11 protein-coding genes are annotated in these 16911 nt (G+C 70.5%); all 11 read left to right on the top strand.

Features of this window, described 5'->3' with window-relative positions; all coding sequences use genetic code 11:
• Position 1: 1 nt before the first annotated feature.
• From Vlu01_RS01855 to Vlu01_RS01905, 11 genes are read left to right on the top strand one after another with little or no spacing between them, the layout of a single operon-like run.
• Positions 2-3280 carry a non-ribosomal peptide synthetase gene (locus Vlu01_RS01855; protein WP_203991918.1) on the top strand — a complete coding sequence of 1093 codons (3279 nt, stop codon included), beginning with the start codon at positions 2-4 and terminating at the stop codon, positions 3278-3280.
• A complete protein-coding gene (locus tag Vlu01_RS01860; protein WP_203991921.1) occupies positions 3277-9291 on the top strand; it encodes a non-ribosomal peptide synthetase in 6015 nt (2004 codons plus the stop codon). The genes Vlu01_RS01855 and Vlu01_RS01860 overlap by 4 nt, the downstream gene beginning before the upstream one ends.
• Positions 9288-10082 carry a thioesterase II family protein gene (locus Vlu01_RS01865; RefSeq protein ID WP_203991925.1) on the top strand — a complete coding sequence of 265 codons (795 nt, stop codon included), beginning with the start codon at positions 9288-9290 and terminating at the stop codon, positions 10080-10082. The genes Vlu01_RS01860 and Vlu01_RS01865 overlap by 4 nt, the downstream gene beginning before the upstream one ends.
• On the top strand, positions 10079-10816 hold the full coding sequence (fabG, locus tag Vlu01_RS01870; RefSeq protein WP_203991928.1) for a 3-oxoacyl-ACP reductase FabG: 738 nt from the start codon (positions 10079-10081) through the stop codon (positions 10814-10816). The genes Vlu01_RS01865 and fabG overlap by 4 nt, the downstream gene beginning before the upstream one ends.
• Positions 10813-12306, top strand: coding sequence for an MFS transporter (locus Vlu01_RS01875; RefSeq protein ID WP_203991930.1), 1494 nt, complete (start codon positions 10813-10815; stop codon positions 12304-12306). Before fabG ends, Vlu01_RS01875 begins: the two co-directional genes overlap by 4 nt.
• Positions 12306-13202 carry a thiamine pyrophosphate-dependent dehydrogenase E1 component subunit alpha gene (locus Vlu01_RS01880; protein ID WP_203991945.1) on the top strand — a complete coding sequence of 299 codons (897 nt, stop codon included), beginning with the start codon at positions 12306-12308 and terminating at the stop codon, positions 13200-13202. The genes Vlu01_RS01875 and Vlu01_RS01880 overlap by 1 nt, the downstream gene beginning before the upstream one ends.
• Positions 13199-14179: an alpha-ketoacid dehydrogenase subunit beta gene (locus tag Vlu01_RS01885; protein ID WP_203991948.1), complete on the top strand. Its 981-nt coding sequence runs from the start codon at positions 13199-13201 to the stop codon at positions 14177-14179. Before Vlu01_RS01880 ends, Vlu01_RS01885 begins: the two co-directional genes overlap by 4 nt.
• Positions 14176-14451, top strand: coding sequence for a biotin/lipoyl-containing protein (locus Vlu01_RS01890; RefSeq protein ID WP_203991951.1), 276 nt, complete (start codon positions 14176-14178; stop codon positions 14449-14451). Before Vlu01_RS01885 ends, Vlu01_RS01890 begins: the two co-directional genes overlap by 4 nt.
• Positions 14448-14726, top strand: coding sequence for an acyl carrier protein (locus Vlu01_RS01895; RefSeq protein ID WP_203991954.1), 279 nt, complete (start codon positions 14448-14450; stop codon positions 14724-14726). The genes Vlu01_RS01890 and Vlu01_RS01895 overlap by 4 nt, the downstream gene beginning before the upstream one ends.
• Positions 14711-15673, top strand: a complete 963-nt coding sequence (locus Vlu01_RS01900; RefSeq protein WP_203991957.1) for a 3-oxoacyl-ACP synthase III family protein — start codon at positions 14711-14713, stop codon at positions 15671-15673. Before Vlu01_RS01895 ends, Vlu01_RS01900 begins: the two co-directional genes overlap by 16 nt.
• Complete coding sequence (locus tag Vlu01_RS01905) at positions 15673-16836, top strand: zinc-binding dehydrogenase (RefSeq protein WP_203991961.1); 1164 nt, start codon at positions 15673-15675, stop codon at positions 16834-16836. The genes Vlu01_RS01900 and Vlu01_RS01905 overlap by 1 nt, the downstream gene beginning before the upstream one ends.
• Positions 16837-16911: the final 75 nt, after the last annotated feature.

Below are 16911 nucleotides of genomic sequence, written 5' to 3' on the forward strand. Positions count from 1 at the left end.
CATGGCCGCGATAGACCCGGATCAGCTCACCGTCGAAGAGAAGCGGGCACTGCTGATCGAAGGACTCCGCCGCAGCCGGCAGCGAGAGTTCCCCGCATCGTTCCCGCAGCAGCGGATGTGGTTCCTCGACCAGCTCATGCCCGGGAACACGTCGAACAACCTTCCCCGGGCAATCCGCATCACCGGTCCGCTGGACGTCGAGGCGTGGTCGAAGGCGGTCAACCGGATCGTCGAACGTCACGAGGCGCTGCGGACCACCTTCCGGGACGAGGATGGCAGCCCGATACAGGTCGTCCACCCCTGGTTGGAGCCGGAACTCGTGATCGAGGACCATCCCGAGCTGGCCGCTCCGGACGCGTGGGACGCGATCCAGGAGCGGGCCCAACGGGAATTCAACCGGGCGTTCGACATCGAGACCGGCCCGCTGTTGCGGCTGAGGTTCCTCCGGCTGAGCGCCGACGACCACATCCTGCTGGTCACGATCCACCACATCGCCGCCGACCTCTGGTCGACGACGCAGTTCCTGACCGAACTCTCGGCGCTGTACGGGGAGATCACCGGTGGCCGCCCCGCCGAACTGCCCGAGCTGCCGATCCAGTACTCCGACTACTCGCAGTGGCAACACCGTCGGGTGAAGGAGGGAGCCGCCGCGTCCGACCTCGACTACTGGCGGCAGGCGCTGGAGGGAGCCCCGGGCGGTATCGACCTGCCGGCCGACCGTCCCCGTCCGCCGATCCAGGGAATCCGGGGCTCCACCGTCCTGTTCGAGCTTGAGCCGGCCATGTTCGACCGGCTTCGCGCGTTCTGCAAGGACGCGGGGGTGACCCCGTTCATGGCCACCCTGGCTGCCTTCTCCGTCCTGCTGGCGCGGGTCAGCCGTACCGACGACGTCGTCGTCGGTGTCCCCACCGCCAACCGCGATCGCGACGAGATCAAGCACCTGATCGGCTACTTCGTGAACATGCTGCCGATGCGGGTCCGCATCGACCCTGCCGAGGGCTTCCGAACCCTCGTCCAGCAGGTGCGGTCCACCGCGCTCGGCGGCTTCGCCCACCAGGAACTCTCGTTCGAGCAGATCGTCGACGGCGTGCAACCCGAACGGGACCCCGCGCGCAGCCCGCTCTTCCAGGTGTCCTTCATCTACCAGAACATCGAGATCCCGACGTTCTCGGCCGGCGGACTGTCGCTCGAACCGCTCGACATCCCGAGCCGCACGGCCCGTTTCGATCTGGAACTCCAGGTCTTCGAGGGCGCCGGACTGACCGGCTGGTTCGAGTACAGCACCGACCTGTTCGACCAGGCGACCATCGAGCGGCTCGGGCGTGAACTCACCACGCTGATCGGCGGGCTGCTCGACGAACCCGACAAGCCGGTGTCCGCCGTCAACCTCATCGATCCGGCTGACCTCCGGGAGATCGAAGCCCTCGGACGGGGACCGCGCAGGGACTGGGACACCACCGGCCTGGCTGACGAGCTTGTCCGGCGGAGCGCTGCGGCGCACCCCGACGACGTGGCCGTGATCGGTCGTGGGCGGCTGACGTACCGCGAGTTGCTGGCCGAGGTGGACTCGCTGGCGGCTCGGCTCCAGGCACGCGGCGTGGGCCGGGGGAGTCTCGTCGGCATCTGCCTGCCCCGGGACGAGCGGATCGTCATCGCGCTGCTCGCGGTGCTCAGCTGCGGTGCGGCGTACGTCCCCATCGACCCCGCCTTTCCCGAGTCGCGGATCCGGCACATGGTCGAGGACTCCGGGCTGAGTCTCGCCATCGCCATCGAGGAGACCAGCGGGCCACTGGGCGCGCTGGCGACCGAGACGCTGGACCTTCCGGGAGCCACTCCGGCGACCGACGGCGGCGCGGTGCCCCGTCCTGTCGAGGGGCGATCCGGTACGGACATCGCCTACGTGATCTACACGTCGGGCTCCACCGGCGTGCCCAAGGGCGTCGTCGTCCCGCACCGGGCGCTCGACAACTTCCTGCGGTCGATGGCCGAGCGGCCCGGCATGTCGGCCGGCGAGGTGCTGGTCGCCGTGACCACCTTCTCGTTCGACATCTCCATGCTCGAACTGCTGCTACCGCTGACCGTCGGCGGCACGGTGGTGCTGGCCGGTCGGGACGTGGTCGTCGACGCCGTACGCCTGGCGACGCTGCTGGACGACAGCGGCGCCGACCTCATGCAGGCCACGCCGACCACCTGGCGGATGCTGCTCGACCAGGGGTGGCGTCCGGCGGGCTCGTTCCGCGCCCTCGTCGGAGGGGAGGCCCTACCACCGGCGCTGGCCGTGGAGCTGACAGCCGTCGTCGACGAGACGTGGAACATGTACGGCCCGACGGAGACCACGATCTGGTCCTCCGTCGACCGGGTGGGTGACGGTCCGGTGCGCCTGGGCGAGCCGATCGCCAACACCGACCTGCTGGTGGTGGAGCCGAGTGGCCAACCCGCGCCCGTGGGCGTTCCCGGTGAGTTGTGGATCGGTGGCAGCGGCGTGAGCCTCGGCTACTGGCTGCGCCCCGAGCTGACCGCCGACCGGTTCGTCACCCGTGCGGACCGGGAGGGGCTCTGGTATCGCACCGGTGACCTGGTGCGCCGGGACGGCAAGGGTGACCTCGAGTTCCTCGGGCGGCTCGACCATCAGGTCAAGCTCCGCGGTTACCGGGTCGAACTGGGTGAGGTCGAAGCAGCCCTGCTGGCGGACGAGGCGATCGTCGAAGCGGTGGCGGTCGTACGCGAGGACACCCCCGGCGACCAGCGGCTGGTCGGATACGTCCGCCTCGCCGACGGTGCCGGACCACTCGACCGCACCGCTCTCCAACGGCGTCTCGCCGACCGGCTGCCCGAGTACATGATCCCGCCGGTGATCGTGGAGCAGGAGCGGCTCCCGCTCACCGCCAACGGGAAGGTCGACCGGTCGGCGCTTCCCCGGCCCGGCATGGTCGAGCGCGAGTACGTCGCCCCGCGCAGCGCGACCGAGAAGGTCGTCGCGGCGATCTGGGAAGAGGTCCTGGACGTGGACCGGATCGGTGTCCGGGACGACTTCTTCGCGCTCGGCGGACACTCGCTGCTCAGCACGCGCGTGCTGGTCCGGGTACGCACCGCCTTCGGGGTGAACGTTCCGCTGCAGCGGATCTTCCGGGATCCCACGGTCGCGGGCCTCGCAACGGCGGTGGGTGAACTCGCCGACAGCCCGGAGGCGGTCGAGCGGATGGCGGAGCTGATTCTCGAGATGTCGAACCTCGGTGATGACGAGGTCGCCGCCGAGCTGCATGCTGAGGCCAACCGATGAGTCGTCGGCTGAACCTCAGTCCGGAGCGGCTCGCTCTGCTGGACAGCCGGCTGCGGTCCGAGGGTGTCCAGCGGGGGCCACGGCTGACCGTCGAGCGACGCGGTGAGCCCGCGCGCCCGGTGCTCCTCACCCCGCAGCAGCGGCAGATGTGGATCCTCGACCAGATCGTGGGCGAGGTCTCGCCGTACGTGATCCTCGGCGGGTTGCGGATCGACGGACCGCTCGACGTGGAACTCTTCACGCGGGCGTGCCGCGCGATGTCGCAACGCCACGAGTCGCTCCGGACGGTCTTCCGTGACTTCGGGGACGGGCCCTGCCAGGTGGTGCTGGACACTCTGGAGCCCCGGGTGACGGTGTCGGAGAGCCTGGGCGACCCGGTCGAGGCGGTTCACAAGCGTCAGGACGACATGGCGCTGGAACCCTTCGACCTGGCGTACGGTCCGCTGCTCCGCGTCGACGTGCTGCGTTTCGGTGCCGACGACCACGCCGTGATCTTCGGGATGCACCACATCGTCTCGGACATGTGGTCGATCGGCGTGCTGATGCGTGAGGTGATGCAGATCTACCACGGGCTCGTCCGGGGGTCGGCCGCACTCACCCCGCTGACCATCGACTACCCCGACTTCGCGATCTGGCAGGCGGCCCGGGAGGGTGACGACGAGACCGCTGACATCGCGTACTGGACGGACAAGCTCGCGGGCGCCGACCCGGAGACCGGGCTGGTCGGCGATCGGCCCCGGCCGGCGGAGAAGTCGTACCGGGGGCAGTCCGTACCGATCGCGGTCCCGGCCACGGTGTCCGCCGCGGTCACCAGGTTGGCCAAGGAGCTGGGCTGCACCCGCTTCATGGTGCTGGCCGCCGCGTTCGCGACGTTCCTCGTACGGGTCGGTCAGCACGAAGAGGTCGTGATCGGCACCCCGGTGGCGGGTCGTCCCCTGCCCGAGCTCGAAGGGCTGATCGGCTGCTTCGTCAACACCGTCGCCCTGCGCCTCGATGCCGCCGACGATCCCACCTTCGGCGAGTTCGTGACGCGGACCGCGACCACGGCGCTGGACGCGTTCGCGCACGATCGGACACCGTTCGAGAAGGTGGTGCAGAACCTCGCACCCGGCCGGAGTCTCTCGCGTAATCCCCTGTTCCAGGCGATGTTCTCGTTCCAGAACGCCCCGCTGCCGCAGTGGGACCACGGTGACCTGCGCATCCGCCCGCTCGGCGTCGAGGCGTTGACGGCGAAGTTCGACATCCAGTTGGACCTGATCGAGGACGGCGACGATCTGTGGGGTCGGCTCGTCTACAGCGCGGACCTGTTCGACGAGGCGCGCGGTGCGCTGCTCGCGGAGCAGTTCAACCGGGTGCTCAGGATCGCCGTCACCGAGCCCGGCCAGCGGCTGAGCGCGATCGACGTGCTCGACCTGGCGTGGCGGCGACGCGTCCTCGGCTGGAGCGACGGCGGTGACCCGCTGACGCCGGAAGCCGCCAACGTCTACGAACTGGTCGCGCGGGCGGCGCAGCAGCATCCCGATGTCGTCGCCGTCGCGACCCACTCCGGTGTCACGACCTACGCCCAGCTCCTCGGTAACGCCGACCGGCTGGCGGCGCGGCTCGCCGCCGCGGGGGTGACCGCTGGGGACGTCGTCGGTCTGGCGTACGAGACCGATGAACGCTTCCTCACGACGATGCTGGCGTGCTGGCGGCTGGGGGCGGCCTACCTTCCCCTCGATCCCGAATGGCCGGACGAGCGGATCGCCTTCATGCTCCGGGACTGCGGCGCGTCGGTCGTCGTCGGGGATCGCGAGCCCGGCGGGTTCGTCCTGCTGACTGCCGAGGCGGTCGAGGAGGACTCGGCGCAGGCACCGGCCGTCGACACCGACACCGGTCGGCCCGCCTACGTCATCTTCACCTCGGGCACGACCGGGCGCCCCAAGGGGGTGGCCGTCCCACAGCGGGCCCTGCTGCACTACGTCCGTAACGTTCCGCCCAGGCTCGGATGGGGCGGCACCGGGGAGAGTTACGCGCTGCTCCAGCAGGCCTTCACCGACTTCGCGCTGACGACGCTGGTCACCTCGCTGACCACCGGTGGCACCCTGCGCATCCTCGGGCGTACGGAGGCGACGGAGCCGGCCGTGGTGGCGACCACGTTGAGCGAGGTCGACCATGCGAAGCTCGTTCCGTCGCACCTGATGGCGATCGTCTCGACCGCCGGTCCGGAGGCGGTCTGGCCGCGTCGCAGCCTCGTCCTCGGCGGTGAGAGCATCGCGGCTGACGACCTCGTCCGGCTCTGCACCGAGCGGCGCGCCCGTCGGCTCGTGAACCACTACGGGCCGACGGAGACGACGATCGGTGCGCTCACCGGCCCGGTGGACGAGATCGACGTCACGCGCGGCACCCTTGCCCTCGGCCGGCCCGTGCCGGGCATGCGCGCGCTCGTGCTCGACGCGGCGGGTCGGCTCGTCCCGCCCGGGGTGATCGGCGAACTTCACCTGGCCGGCACCCAACTGAGCGAGGGCTACGTCAACCGGCCGGACCTGACCGCCGAGCGTTTCGTGCCGGACCCGTTCGGCCGTGCGGACGCGGTGATGTACCGGACCGGCGACCGCGTCTGGTGGGACATGGACGGAAGGATCCGGTTCGTCGGCCGGGTCGACCACCAGGTGAAGATCCGGGGCTACCGCATCGAGCCGGCCGAGGTGGAGATGGCCGTACTCGCCGCTCCCGGGGTGACCGCCTGCTGCGTGTGCGCCCGGTCGGACGACAACTCGGCCCGGTTGGTCGCCTATGTCACCGGCGAGCCGGGAGCCGAGGCGGTCACCCGGCGAGAGGTCCTGGATGCGGTGTCCCAACGACTGCCGGCGCACATGGTGCCCACCGATGTCGTGGTGCTCGACGCGATGCCACTCCAGAGCACCGGCAAGATCGATCGGGCGGCCCTGCCCTGGCCGGTCGCGGCAGCCGACGATCTCGCGTCGGTGGTCGCGCCGGCCGCGCCGGACGAACTGGCCATGGCCGAGGCGTTCGAGGCCGTCCTCGGCCGGCCGGTACGTGACGCACATGCCACCTTCTTCGACCTCGGTGGCGATTCCATCAAGGCGATCCACCTGGTGTCTGCGGCCCGTGAAGCGGGTTTCGCGCTGACCACCCGCGATGTCTTCCTGCACCAGAGCGTCGCCGCGTTGGCCGCAGCCAGCCCGCGATCCGAGGTGCGGGCGATCGTCCACGACCCGGGTACGGGGGTCATCCCCACCTGGCCCGTGCTGGCGCGAATGCGCTCGGCCGGCACCCGGCTGGCCGGATACACGCACCGGGTGCTGCTCCGGCTACCCCCGACGTCCCGCCCCGCGGATCTCCAGCGGGCGCTGGACGCCGTCGTCGCGCATCACCGGATCCTGGCGGCGCGTCTGGAGACCGGCAGTGCGCAGTGGCGGCTGGTCGTTCCCGACGCCGTGGCGTCCTCCGTCGAACTGGTCCTCGTCGACGCCGGCGGCGTTGCCGACGACGCCGTCGACGGGCTGATCGCGACGCACGTCGGCGCGGCCAGCGGCGGTCTGGACCCCCGGGAGGGACGTAACGTCGCGGCGGTTCTGTTCGACCGGGGTGCCGGCGAGCGGCCGCTGTTGGCCGTGGTCATCCACCATGTCGTCGTCGATGCGGTGTCGTGGGGAATCGTCCTCGGTGACCTGCGCAGAGCGTGGCAGCAGATCGCCGCGGGTGGCGCGGGGGAGTTGCCGGCGGTACCCGTGTCGATGCACTCCTGGGCACAGGCCGTCGTGGACCTGGCAGGCCGCGAGGACGTCCGCCGTCGAGCCGGGTTCTGGCGCGAGATCGGGGCCGGCACGAAGGCCGTCCTCCCGGTGCCTGACGTCGGGGCGCAGACCCACGAGTTCGTTCAGGAGATCGACACGCGACTCAGCGCACGGCTGCTCGACACCGCTGCGGTGGAGTTCGGCGTCGGTGTCGACGAGCTGTGCCTGACCGCGATGGGGATCGCCCTGTCCCGGACCTTCGAACCGGGTGTCGACGAAGCGGACGTACTCGTCGAGGTCGAAGGGCACGGCCGCGACGTGGCGGGAGCGGACACCGTCCGGACGGTCGGGTGGTTGACCGAGATCCACCCGGTACGGGTGCCGGTGCGCGCCGGGGCGACCGGTTCGGCGGCAGCGCTGGCCGACGCGGTCCGGGACACGGTGGGTGCCGTCCGCACGGTGGCGGAGGTCGGTTGGACCTACGGCGTCCTGCGTTATCTCGACCCCGCCGGGGAGGAGATGCTCGGTGCGCCGGACCCCCAGATCGTCTACAACCATCTCGGGTGGGTGGGTCAGCGTTCCGGCCAGGGCGACTGGGAGGTCGACACCAGCCGGGCGGCATCCCTTCGCGACGCCGCGCATGGTCTTGCGCCCCGATTGACTCGGGCGCTCAACCTGAACACCCGGGTCGAGGGGGACGGCGACCCCCGGGTGGTGGCCGAATGGACCTGGCCTGCCGGCGCGGTGCCGGACGAGACGGTCGACGCCGTGGCCCGGGCGTGGCGGGAGGCACTCGTCCGCCTCGCGGAGGTGGCGGAGAGCGGCGCGGGCGATATCCGGCTCGCTCCTCGACGCCCGGGTGCACGGGTCGCCCGGGTGCCCCGACGCAGGCCGATGCCGCTCTCCTTCCCCCAGCTCAACAACGCGCTTCAGCCGGCCGGCCTGGACAACCCGCATCACAACGTCGTCGTGGCCACGGTCCTGGAGGCCGCGCCGGGAGCGCCGGGGGCCACCGTCGACGTGGCGGCGCTGCGCCGCGCGCTGGTGGAGGTGGTACGCCGACACGAGGTGCTGCGTACCCGGATCATGGAAATCGACGGCGAGTGGCGGCAACTGGTGGTCGAGGAGCCCGCCTGGCCGCTGCGTGTCGTCGACGCCTCCGCCGCCGGGTCCGCGTGGTCCGTCGTCGCCGACGTCATCGCGGACGAGCAGCGGGTGGGCTTCACCATGGCCGACGGACGTCCGGTGCGCTCCGCCCTGGTGAACCTGGGCGATGGACGCCACGTCCTGGTCATGGTGCTGCACCACATCGTGATCGACCCGTGGGGGTACGCCCAGCTTCAGCGTGACCTGGCCGAGGCGTACCAGAAGGCGATCGGCGGAAAGGACCCTCGCCTCGCACCACTGCCGGTGTCCTACCTGGACTTCGCGGTGTGGCAGCAGGACCGGTTGGCCGCAGGCGAACTCGACGAGCAGGTGGCCTACTGGCGCGAGGCACTGCGTGACCTGCCCGAACCGCCGACCTTCACCGCGCCGGAGCACCAGCTCGACCGCCCGGTCGACGGCTTCACCCAGGGCTTCACCCTCTCCGAGGCGGTCACCCGGGACGTGCACGAGGTGTCCCGGCGGCTCGGCGTCACGCCGTTCATGTTTCTCCTGGCGGCGTTCGACACCCTGCACGCCTGCTACTCCGGCTCGGTCGACCTGAGCGTGACCGTGCCGCTCGCCGGCCGGGACCAACCGGAGACACAGTCGATGGTCGGCTACTTCATCAACGAGATCGTGGTGCGGGTACGCCTCGACTGGGCGCAATCCTTCGCCGATGTCACGCGCCTGGTCCGGGACTCGTTCCTGCAGGGCCAGGCGAACCAGGAGGCACCGCTTCGGCTGCTCTTCGGCGGTCAGCAGCAGCTCGACCCGATGCGGACCATGTTCAACCTGGTCAACTACGAGCCCTTCGCGCTCGACCTGGGGCCGCTGGTGTCCAGCCCACTCAAGGACGTCGGCACGGACAACGACGAGGCGATCATCCCTGAGGTGATCACGGCGATGCAGCCGTTCAACCTCGACTTCTACCTTGCCATGCACGAGCGCGACGGTGTGCTCAACGGCATCTGGCTCTTCTCTCCCGACGTCGTCGGCAGAGACGTGATGGGTGCGATGGTCGAGGCCTTTCCCCGACTGGTGTCGATGGCGGTGGCGGATCCCGAGACGGCCCTCTCCGCCCTGCGTGCGGCGGTCCTGGCCGAAACGTCACAGGAGCAGCGATGACTGCCGTCGACCTGTTCTGCCTACCGTACGCGGGTGGCAGCGCCGCACTGTTCCGGCCGTGGGCGATCGATGCTCCGTCCGGCATCGCCGTCACCGCCGTGGACTACCCCGGGCGTGGCACGCGACGGGACGAACCGCTGCTGTGGGATCTCGGCGCGCTGGTGGAGGACGTCATCCTCACCTGTCGGCGGGCATCGGGTCCGTTCGCGCTGCTCGGCCACAGCCTGGGCGGGGCTGTCGCCCTGGAGGTCGTCCGGGAACTGGCCCGTCGTGGGGAACCGCAGCCGGTCCGGCTGATCGTCTCGGCGGCCGGTCCACCGGGCACGTGGCAGCGGCCACGATCGTTGGCCCGGTCTGACGACGCGGCGGTGCTCGCCGAGATGCGCCGCATCGGCGGAACGCCCGAGGCGCTGCTGCGCGAGCCGGAGATCCTCGGGGAAGTGCTGGACGCGTTCCGCGCGGGTGTGGAGATCCTCGGCCAGATGCCACTGAAGCCGGCCGTGGTCCTCGACATCCCGGTGACGGTGCTGGGCGGGGCGGACGATCACGTCGTCCCGGTCACGACGCTGTCCGGCTGGGACGCCACCACCGTCGGCGCGGTCAGCCAAACGATCTTTCCTGGCGGGCACTTCTTCGTCGTCCAGCACCGACGGGCCGTGCTGGACACCGTGGCCCGTCAGCTCCGACAGGATCTGCTTCGCCCGCCGGCGGCCCACGCCGTCGGGTCACGCCCGGAGGGCGGCGAAGCCGCAGACATCAACGCGCCGACGAGACGGGGGGTACTGGCGTGAACGAGCCAGGCGTGGCCATCGTGACCGGTGGGAGCAGGGGAATCGGACGGTCGGTCGTCCTCGAACTGGCCCGCCAGGGGTACGACGTGGGCTTCTGCTTCGCGTCGCGGTCGGAGGCGGCCCAGAACGTGGAGGACGAGGTCCGGGCCCTCGGGCGGGAGGTCTACTCGCGGCGGGCCGACGTGTCCGACCGGGCGCAGGTCGACACCTTCCTCGACGGTGCGCGGGACGCACTGGGGCCGGTGACGTGCCTGGTGGCCTCGGCCGCGGTCGTCCGCGACACCCCGTTGCTGACGATGCGGGACGAGGACTGGCAGCGGGTGATGAGAGTCGACCTCGACGGCGTGTACCACGTCTGTCGTGGCGTCGTGGAGGAGATGGTCGGGCGGCGTCGTGGCGTCGTGGTCACCGTGTCGTCGGTCTCCGGTATCCGGGGCAACCCGGGCCAGAGCAACTATTCGGCGGCCAAGGCCGGGATCGTGGGGTTCACCCTGGCGTTGGCGCAGGAAGTCGGCAGGTTCGGTATCCGCGCCAACGTGGTGGCTCCCGGCTTCGTGGAGACGGAGCAGGTCGTCGAGCTGCCCGAGGCGTTGCGTACCGAGGCGAAACGCCGGGCCGCGCTGCGGCGCTTCGGCCGCCCGGAGGAGGTCGCGGAGGCGGTCTCCTTCCTGGCCTCGCCCCGGGCGTCGTACATCACCGGGCAGGTCCTGACCGTCGACGGCGGGTTGTGGTGACCCAGCCCGACCGTCGCCGTTGGGCCATTCTCGCCTTCGCCACGCTGGGACAGTTCGTCGTGGCGATCGACGTGACGGTGGCCAACGTCGCGTTGCCCTCGATCCAGGCCGACATCGGGCTGTCGGACCCGGCCCGTCAATGGGTGATCGCCGCCTACTCGCTGGCGTTCGCGGGGGCCCTCCTGTCGGGCGGCCGGCTGGCCGACACCGCCGGGCACCGACGGACGTTCATCGCCGGGCTGGTGTCGTTCGGTCTCGCCTCGATCGTCGCCGGTAGTGCCCAGGAGCCGGTGCTCCTGTTGGTCGGGCGGGTGTGGCAGGGACTGTCGGGAGCGGTACTGGCGCCCTCGGCGCTCGCCATCGTCTCCGCGACGTTCCCGAGGGGTCGCGACCGGGCCAGGGCGATGGGCATCTACAGTTCGGTGGCCGCCAGCGGCCTGGCCCTGGGCCTCGTCGTCGGCGGCCTGCTCACCCAGCTCCTCACCTGGCGTTGGGCGTTCTGGTTCGTCCTTCCCTTCGTCGCGGTCGCGGCGGTGGGCGGTGCGGCGCTGCTGCCCCGCGAGGCACACGCGGTACGGGTGCCCCGCCGGGATCTCGTAGGTGGTTCGCTGCTCCTGGCGGGTCTGGCCGCGCTCGCCCTCGGCGTGGCCCGGTCGCAGTCCGACGGTCTCGACACGACGGCGGTCACCCTGCTGACGGCCGGCGTGGTGTCGATCGTGGCCCTGGTCGTCGTGGAACGTCGGGCGAGCGCCCCGTTGCTGCCGCCGGCTGTGGTGGCGCAGCCAGCCCGGGTTGGGGCGTACCTCGTCACGACGTGCGTGCTGATGGGCCTGTTCGGTCTCTTCATCCTCGCGACCTTCTACCTACAGGAGGTCAAGGGGTACTCGCCGGTGGCGACGGGGCTCGCGTTCATTCCTCTGGTCGCGAGCATGGCGCTGGGGGCGATGGCGCTGTCCGGCCGGTTCGCCAACACCCATCCCCGACTGCTCATCCTGGCCGGTCTCGCCCTCGCGGTGGCCGCAGTCATGATCATGCGAGGGCTCGACCCCACCAGTTCCTACGTGACGGTGCTGCTGCCGGCGGAGATCCTCCTCGGTCTCGGGCTGGGGACGGTTCTCGTGCCGTGCACGAACATCTCGACCTACGGAGTCGGCCCTCGCCAGGCGGCCGGGGCGTCGGCGATCTACGCGGCGGTCCAGCAGGTGAGTGCCGCGATCGGCACCATCGTCCTGAACGGTATGGCGGCCGTCGGCGCGGCCTCCTGGGCGGCGGATCATCCGGACGCCGGACCGTCCGAGAGCACCATCGCCGGCCTCGTCGATGCGCTGGGGCTCACCGTGGGGCTTCTCGTCCTGGCGGCGGTCGTGGCCGTGGTGTTCATCCGACCCACCGAGCCACCAGATCCCACCCCGCCGAGCCGTTCGCCGGACTCCGGCGCTCTCGCTGTGGCCGCGCACCCGACATCCCGTACTAGCAGGGAGGAACCCTGATGACGCAGGTGACGACCGGACTCACGTCGGCCATGCGGCGGCAGATTCTCGAGCAGATGCTCATTGCCCGAGCGGTCGACGAGGAAGCGATCCTGCTGCGCAAGCAGGGGCTCATCGACCTCTGGGCACCGTGCACCGGCCAGGAAGCCCTCCAGGTGGCTGCGGCGTACGCCCTCGACGGGGTGGTCATCGTGCCCTCCTACCGCGAGGTGGCGGTGGCCCTGGTCCGAGGAGCCACCCCGGAGCAGGTCGTCGCGGGATGGTCGGGACGCTCGTTCTGCGGCTGGCAACCGCGACCGCTCCGGATGTTTCCGTTCACGCTCGTGCTCGCGAGTCAGATGCTTCCCGCGGTGGGTTATGCGCTGGGCACCCGGATCCAGGGACGAGCGGAACCGGTCGCGGTCTTCTTCGGCGACGGCGCGAGCAGCGAGGGCGATGCCGCCGAGGCGTTCAACCTCGCGGCGGTCGAACAGGCCAACGTCCTGTTCCTGAATGTGAACAACGGGTGGGCGATCTCCAAGCCCACCTCCGAACAGATGCGGACGAGCATCGCCGCGCGGGCCGCCGGCTTCGGCATCGCCTCTCGTCAGGTGGACGGCCGAGATCCCGAGATCGTGTACGACGCCGTCACCGCCGAGTTGAGGCTGCTGGCCACCGAGCCCGGCCCGCGCCTGATCGAGTTCTCCGTCGACCGGATCCTCAGCCACACCAGCTCGGACTCCCAGGAGATCTACCGCGACGAGGCGGACATCGCGGCGGCGGTCAGCCGGGACCCCGTGGCCGCCTACCGTCGGCGCCTGCTTGAGGACGGGACCGTCGACCCGGACTGGCTCGCCGAACTGGAGCGGAGGACCAGTGACCTGCGCGCAGACCTGCTGAAGGAGTACGCCCGATGACCGAATCGAGAAGCCAGACCCTGGCGGCAAGCATCAACTCCTCGCTGGCCGGGCTGATGGAGGCCGACGACCGCGTCGTCCTGCTCGGCGAGGACATCGGCCGCCTCGGGGGAGTCTTCCGGGTGACCCGTGGCCTCCAGGCCACGTTCGGCCCGCAGCGGGTGCGGGACACGACACTGGCCGAGTCCAGCATCGTCGGACAGGCCATCGGCATGTCCCTGAGTGGACTGCTGCCCATCTGCGAGATCCAGTTCGACGGCTTCTGCTTCCCGGCCGCGAACCAGATCATCACGCAGGCGGCGCGTCTCCACGGCAGGTGGGGCGGCACCGACGACCTGCACCTGGTGGTGCGGATCCCGTCGGGCGGCGGAACCCGGGGCGTGGAGCACCACTCCGAGTCGAACGAGAGCATCTTCGCTGCGGTACCCGGGCTCCGGGTGGCCTACCCGAGCACCGGCGAGGACCACCGTGCGGTACTCGACGAGGCGCTGGCCACACCCGGCCCGGTCCTGCTGTACGAGCCCATCCGGCTCTACTGGAAGCGGGTGCCACCTGCCCCGGCCGCCGTGCCACCCAGGCATCCGATGGCGGTGCGGACGGTACGGCCCGGAACAGACGTGACCCTGGTGACCTACGGCGCGATGACGCTGACGGCGCTCGCCGCCGCGGACGAGGTCGCCAGCGAGGTGGATGTCGAAGTGCTGGACCTGCGCTGGATCTCCCCGATCGACCACGACGGGGTGCTGGAGTCCGTCCGTCGAACCGGTCGGCTGCTCGTCGTCCAGGAGTCCTGCCTCACCCACGGCGTCGGCGCCGAGGTGGCGGCGACCGTGGCCGAGCACGCCTTCACCTCGCTGAAATCTCCGGTCCGCCGGATGGGCGCGCCGCACGAGCCGATGCCGCCGGCCAATGACGAATACCACCACGTCGTGCAGCACAAGGACATCGTCCAGGCCCTACTGGAGGTCGTGTCATGAGCCACGAATCGATCAAGATCTGTGTGCCCCCGTTCGGGCAGGGCCTCGAAGAGGTGCTGCTGATCCACTGGGCGGTCGAGCCCGGGCAGGAGATCCGCCGGGGTGACGCGGTGGTCGAGGTCGAGACGGCCAAGGCCACCCAGGAGGTCGTCGCCGAACGTGCGGGAGTCATCGAGTCACTGCTGGCGGAACCCGGCGCGATGCTCAATGTCGGCGATCCGCTCTACCTGCTGCAGATATCCGAAACCATCGACGAGAGCGAGAAGCCATGAAGAGCGCGGTCACCCCCGAACAGATCCACCAGGTAGTGGTCGACGTCGTGACGGAGAAACTGTCCGCCTACGACGAGCGCGCCGACGAATCGGTGCTGGACGAGCCCATCGCCCAACTCCCGTTCGACAGCCTCGACTCGCTGGAGGTCACCCACGAGTTGGAGCGCCGGCTCCACCTCCAGACCGACGCCGCGGTGGTCGCCGCATTCGAGACGTTCCGCGAGTACGTCCCGTACCTGCAGTCGTTGGTGGAGCCGTCGTGGCAGCAGGACTGACCGACATCGAGGCGTGGGTTCCCCCCAACCGGATCTCCAACGAGCACTTCTCCGGGATCTCGCTCACCGATGCCTGGATCACCCGGCGCACCGGGATCCACAGCAGAGCCTGGTTCGCCGACGAGGCCGATCTCACCGCTGCCGCAGCCGATGTCGTACGCACCGTCGTCGACCGCGGCCCGGATCCCGAGCGGATCGGGGCGTTGCTGCTCGTGAGCACGTCGAACGACGCACGGGTACCGGGACTGGCGCAGGCGGTGGCGACCCGGGCCGGTCTCCGGCCGTCCGTGCTCAGCGTCGACCTGAACGCCGCGTGCTGCGGCACGGTGTACGCGCTGACGATGGCACTCGGCCTGGTGACCGCCGGCACGGTAGCGGAGGCCCTGGTCTGCTCCGTGGAGGCGATGTCGCGGATCACCGACAAGAGCGACCGCCAGACCGCCTTCCTCTTCGGTGACGGCGTCGGCGTGCTGCGCGTGGCGGACCGGGAGCAGTTCGCGCCACCGCGCTCGGTAGCCGGCTGCGACGCCGCCTTCGCCGACCTGATGACGATGGGCCCGAACGGGGTCCAGATCCGAGGCATCGAGGTCTACGAACGCGCGGTGGCGCGGATGGTGCGGGTTCTCGCCGACGTCTCGGCGGACTACAAGCCGGACGTCGTCGTCGCCCACCAGGCCAACGGCCGGATCCTGCAGGAGGTGCGCCGCCGGCTCCCCGACCCCGCTCCGGTCTTCGTCAACCGAATCGCCGAGCTGGGAAACACCTCGTCGGCGTCCATTCCGCTCGCGCTCGCCGCCGAGCTGACCGATGGGGCTGTCGCCCGTCGGGCCCGGCTCGCCGCCGTGGCCTACGGCGCCGGAGAGGCCTACGGTGCCGTCTCCATCGACTACGACATCGACCATGAACTACCCGTCGGACCGCAACCGTTCGTGAAAGGTGAGGCGTGATGGTGACGACCGAGGCATGGGTCCTGCCCGCCGCGGCCGTGGCCCCGGACTGGGACGGCACCGCAGGCGGTGCCCTCCAGCGCACGGTCATCGAGATCGGCGACCCCGGGCCGGGCGAGGCGCTCGTCGAACCGCTGCTCGGCTCGTGGGAGGCCAACGTCGACCACGCCCTGACCCGTACCCCGATCGACGTGTGCAGCGCCCGGGGCGAGGAGTCGGTCATCCTGGGCAACCTCGGCGTCGTCCGGGTGCTGGACAGCAACCCTGTCCCGGGCGGGCCCTCGCTGGCCCCCGGCACCGTGTGCATGCTCATGCCGTTCGGGCGTCTGGACCGCCACGGCTACGTCGAGCTCGTGCACGCCTACGACTGTCCCGGCACCATGGGACTGCTCGCCCGACGCAGTGTCCTGCCGCTGGCGAACCTGCTACCGCTACCCGAATCGACGCCCTACAGCGTCGAGCAGTGGGCCACCTACGGTCGGTACTTCACGGCCTGGGACAACTGGCGGGCGGCCCTGGGTTGTTGGCGGACGCAACTGCCGGACGCCGATCCGGCCGAGCATCTGGTGCTCGGCTGGGGCGGCGGCGTGGCGCTGGCCGAGCTGACGCTGGCTGCTCGGGCAGGTTTCCGTACCGCCATGACGGTCGGTAGCGACGAGCGCCGCGAACTGGTCGAGAAGCTGGGCATCACCGCGCTCGACCGACGGAACTGGCCAGGGCTCACCGTCCCGTCCCGGGGCGCCGCGCCCGACGAGGTCGCCCGACACGAGGCGTCGACGGCCGCGTTCGTCGCCACGGTGCGGGAACTCAGCGACGGGCAGGGCGCCGCGATCCTCATCGACAACATCGGCACGCCGCTGTGGAAGCTCACCTCCTCGGTGCTGGCCCGTCAAGGCGTGATCTCGACGTGCGGATGGAAGGCCGGGATGCGGATCCCGGTGTTGCGGGGTGCCGAATGCCTGTCCCGGCACCTGCACGTCAACACGCACGTGTGGCGTAGTCACGACGTTCAGGTCATCAGGGACGTCATGGAGACGACCGAGTTCCTTCCCCCGCCGCAGGCGATCGAGGTATGGGACTTCGACGACGTCCCGTCCCTCGCGCAGGACTACAACCAGGACCGGGTGGCGTCCTACTTCGCGCTCTACCGCGTGAACGACTGATGAGCGACGAGTCCGTCGTCCGGTCAGCCCGCAGGCCGGCGACGGACGCGCTCGGCGTCGACCCGACGTCCGACC

Origin of the sequence: Micromonospora lutea (assembly GCF_016863535.1) — a bacterium.
GTDB lineage: Bacteria > Actinomycetota > Actinomycetes > Mycobacteriales > Micromonosporaceae > Micromonospora > Micromonospora lutea.

Excerpts from the sequence above, each read along its gene's own strand:
- Vlu01_RS01855 (WP_203991918.1), top strand. The coding sequence starts at position 2 with ATGGCCGCGATAGACCCGGATCAGCTCACCGTCGAAGAGAAGCGGGCA.
- Vlu01_RS01860 (WP_203991921.1), top strand. The coding sequence starts at position 3,277 with ATGAGTCGTCGGCTGAACCTCAGTCCGGAGCGGCTCGCTCTGCTGGAC.
- Vlu01_RS01865 (WP_203991925.1), top strand. The coding sequence starts at position 9,288 with ATGACTGCCGTCGACCTGTTCTGCCTACCGTACGCGGGTGGCAGCGCC.
- Vlu01_RS01880 (WP_203991945.1), top strand. The coding sequence starts at position 12,306 with ATGACGCAGGTGACGACCGGACTCACGTCGGCCATGCGGCGGCAGATT.
- Vlu01_RS01885 (WP_203991948.1), top strand. The coding sequence starts at position 13,199 with ATGACCGAATCGAGAAGCCAGACCCTGGCGGCAAGCATCAACTCCTCG.
- Vlu01_RS01890 (WP_203991951.1), top strand. The coding sequence starts at position 14,176 with ATGAGCCACGAATCGATCAAGATCTGTGTGCCCCCGTTCGGGCAGGGC.
- Vlu01_RS01895 (WP_203991954.1), top strand. The coding sequence starts at position 14,448 with ATGAAGAGCGCGGTCACCCCCGAACAGATCCACCAGGTAGTGGTCGAC.
- Vlu01_RS01905 (WP_203991961.1), top strand. The coding sequence starts at position 15,673 with ATGGTGACGACCGAGGCATGGGTCCTGCCCGCCGCGGCCGTGGCCCCG.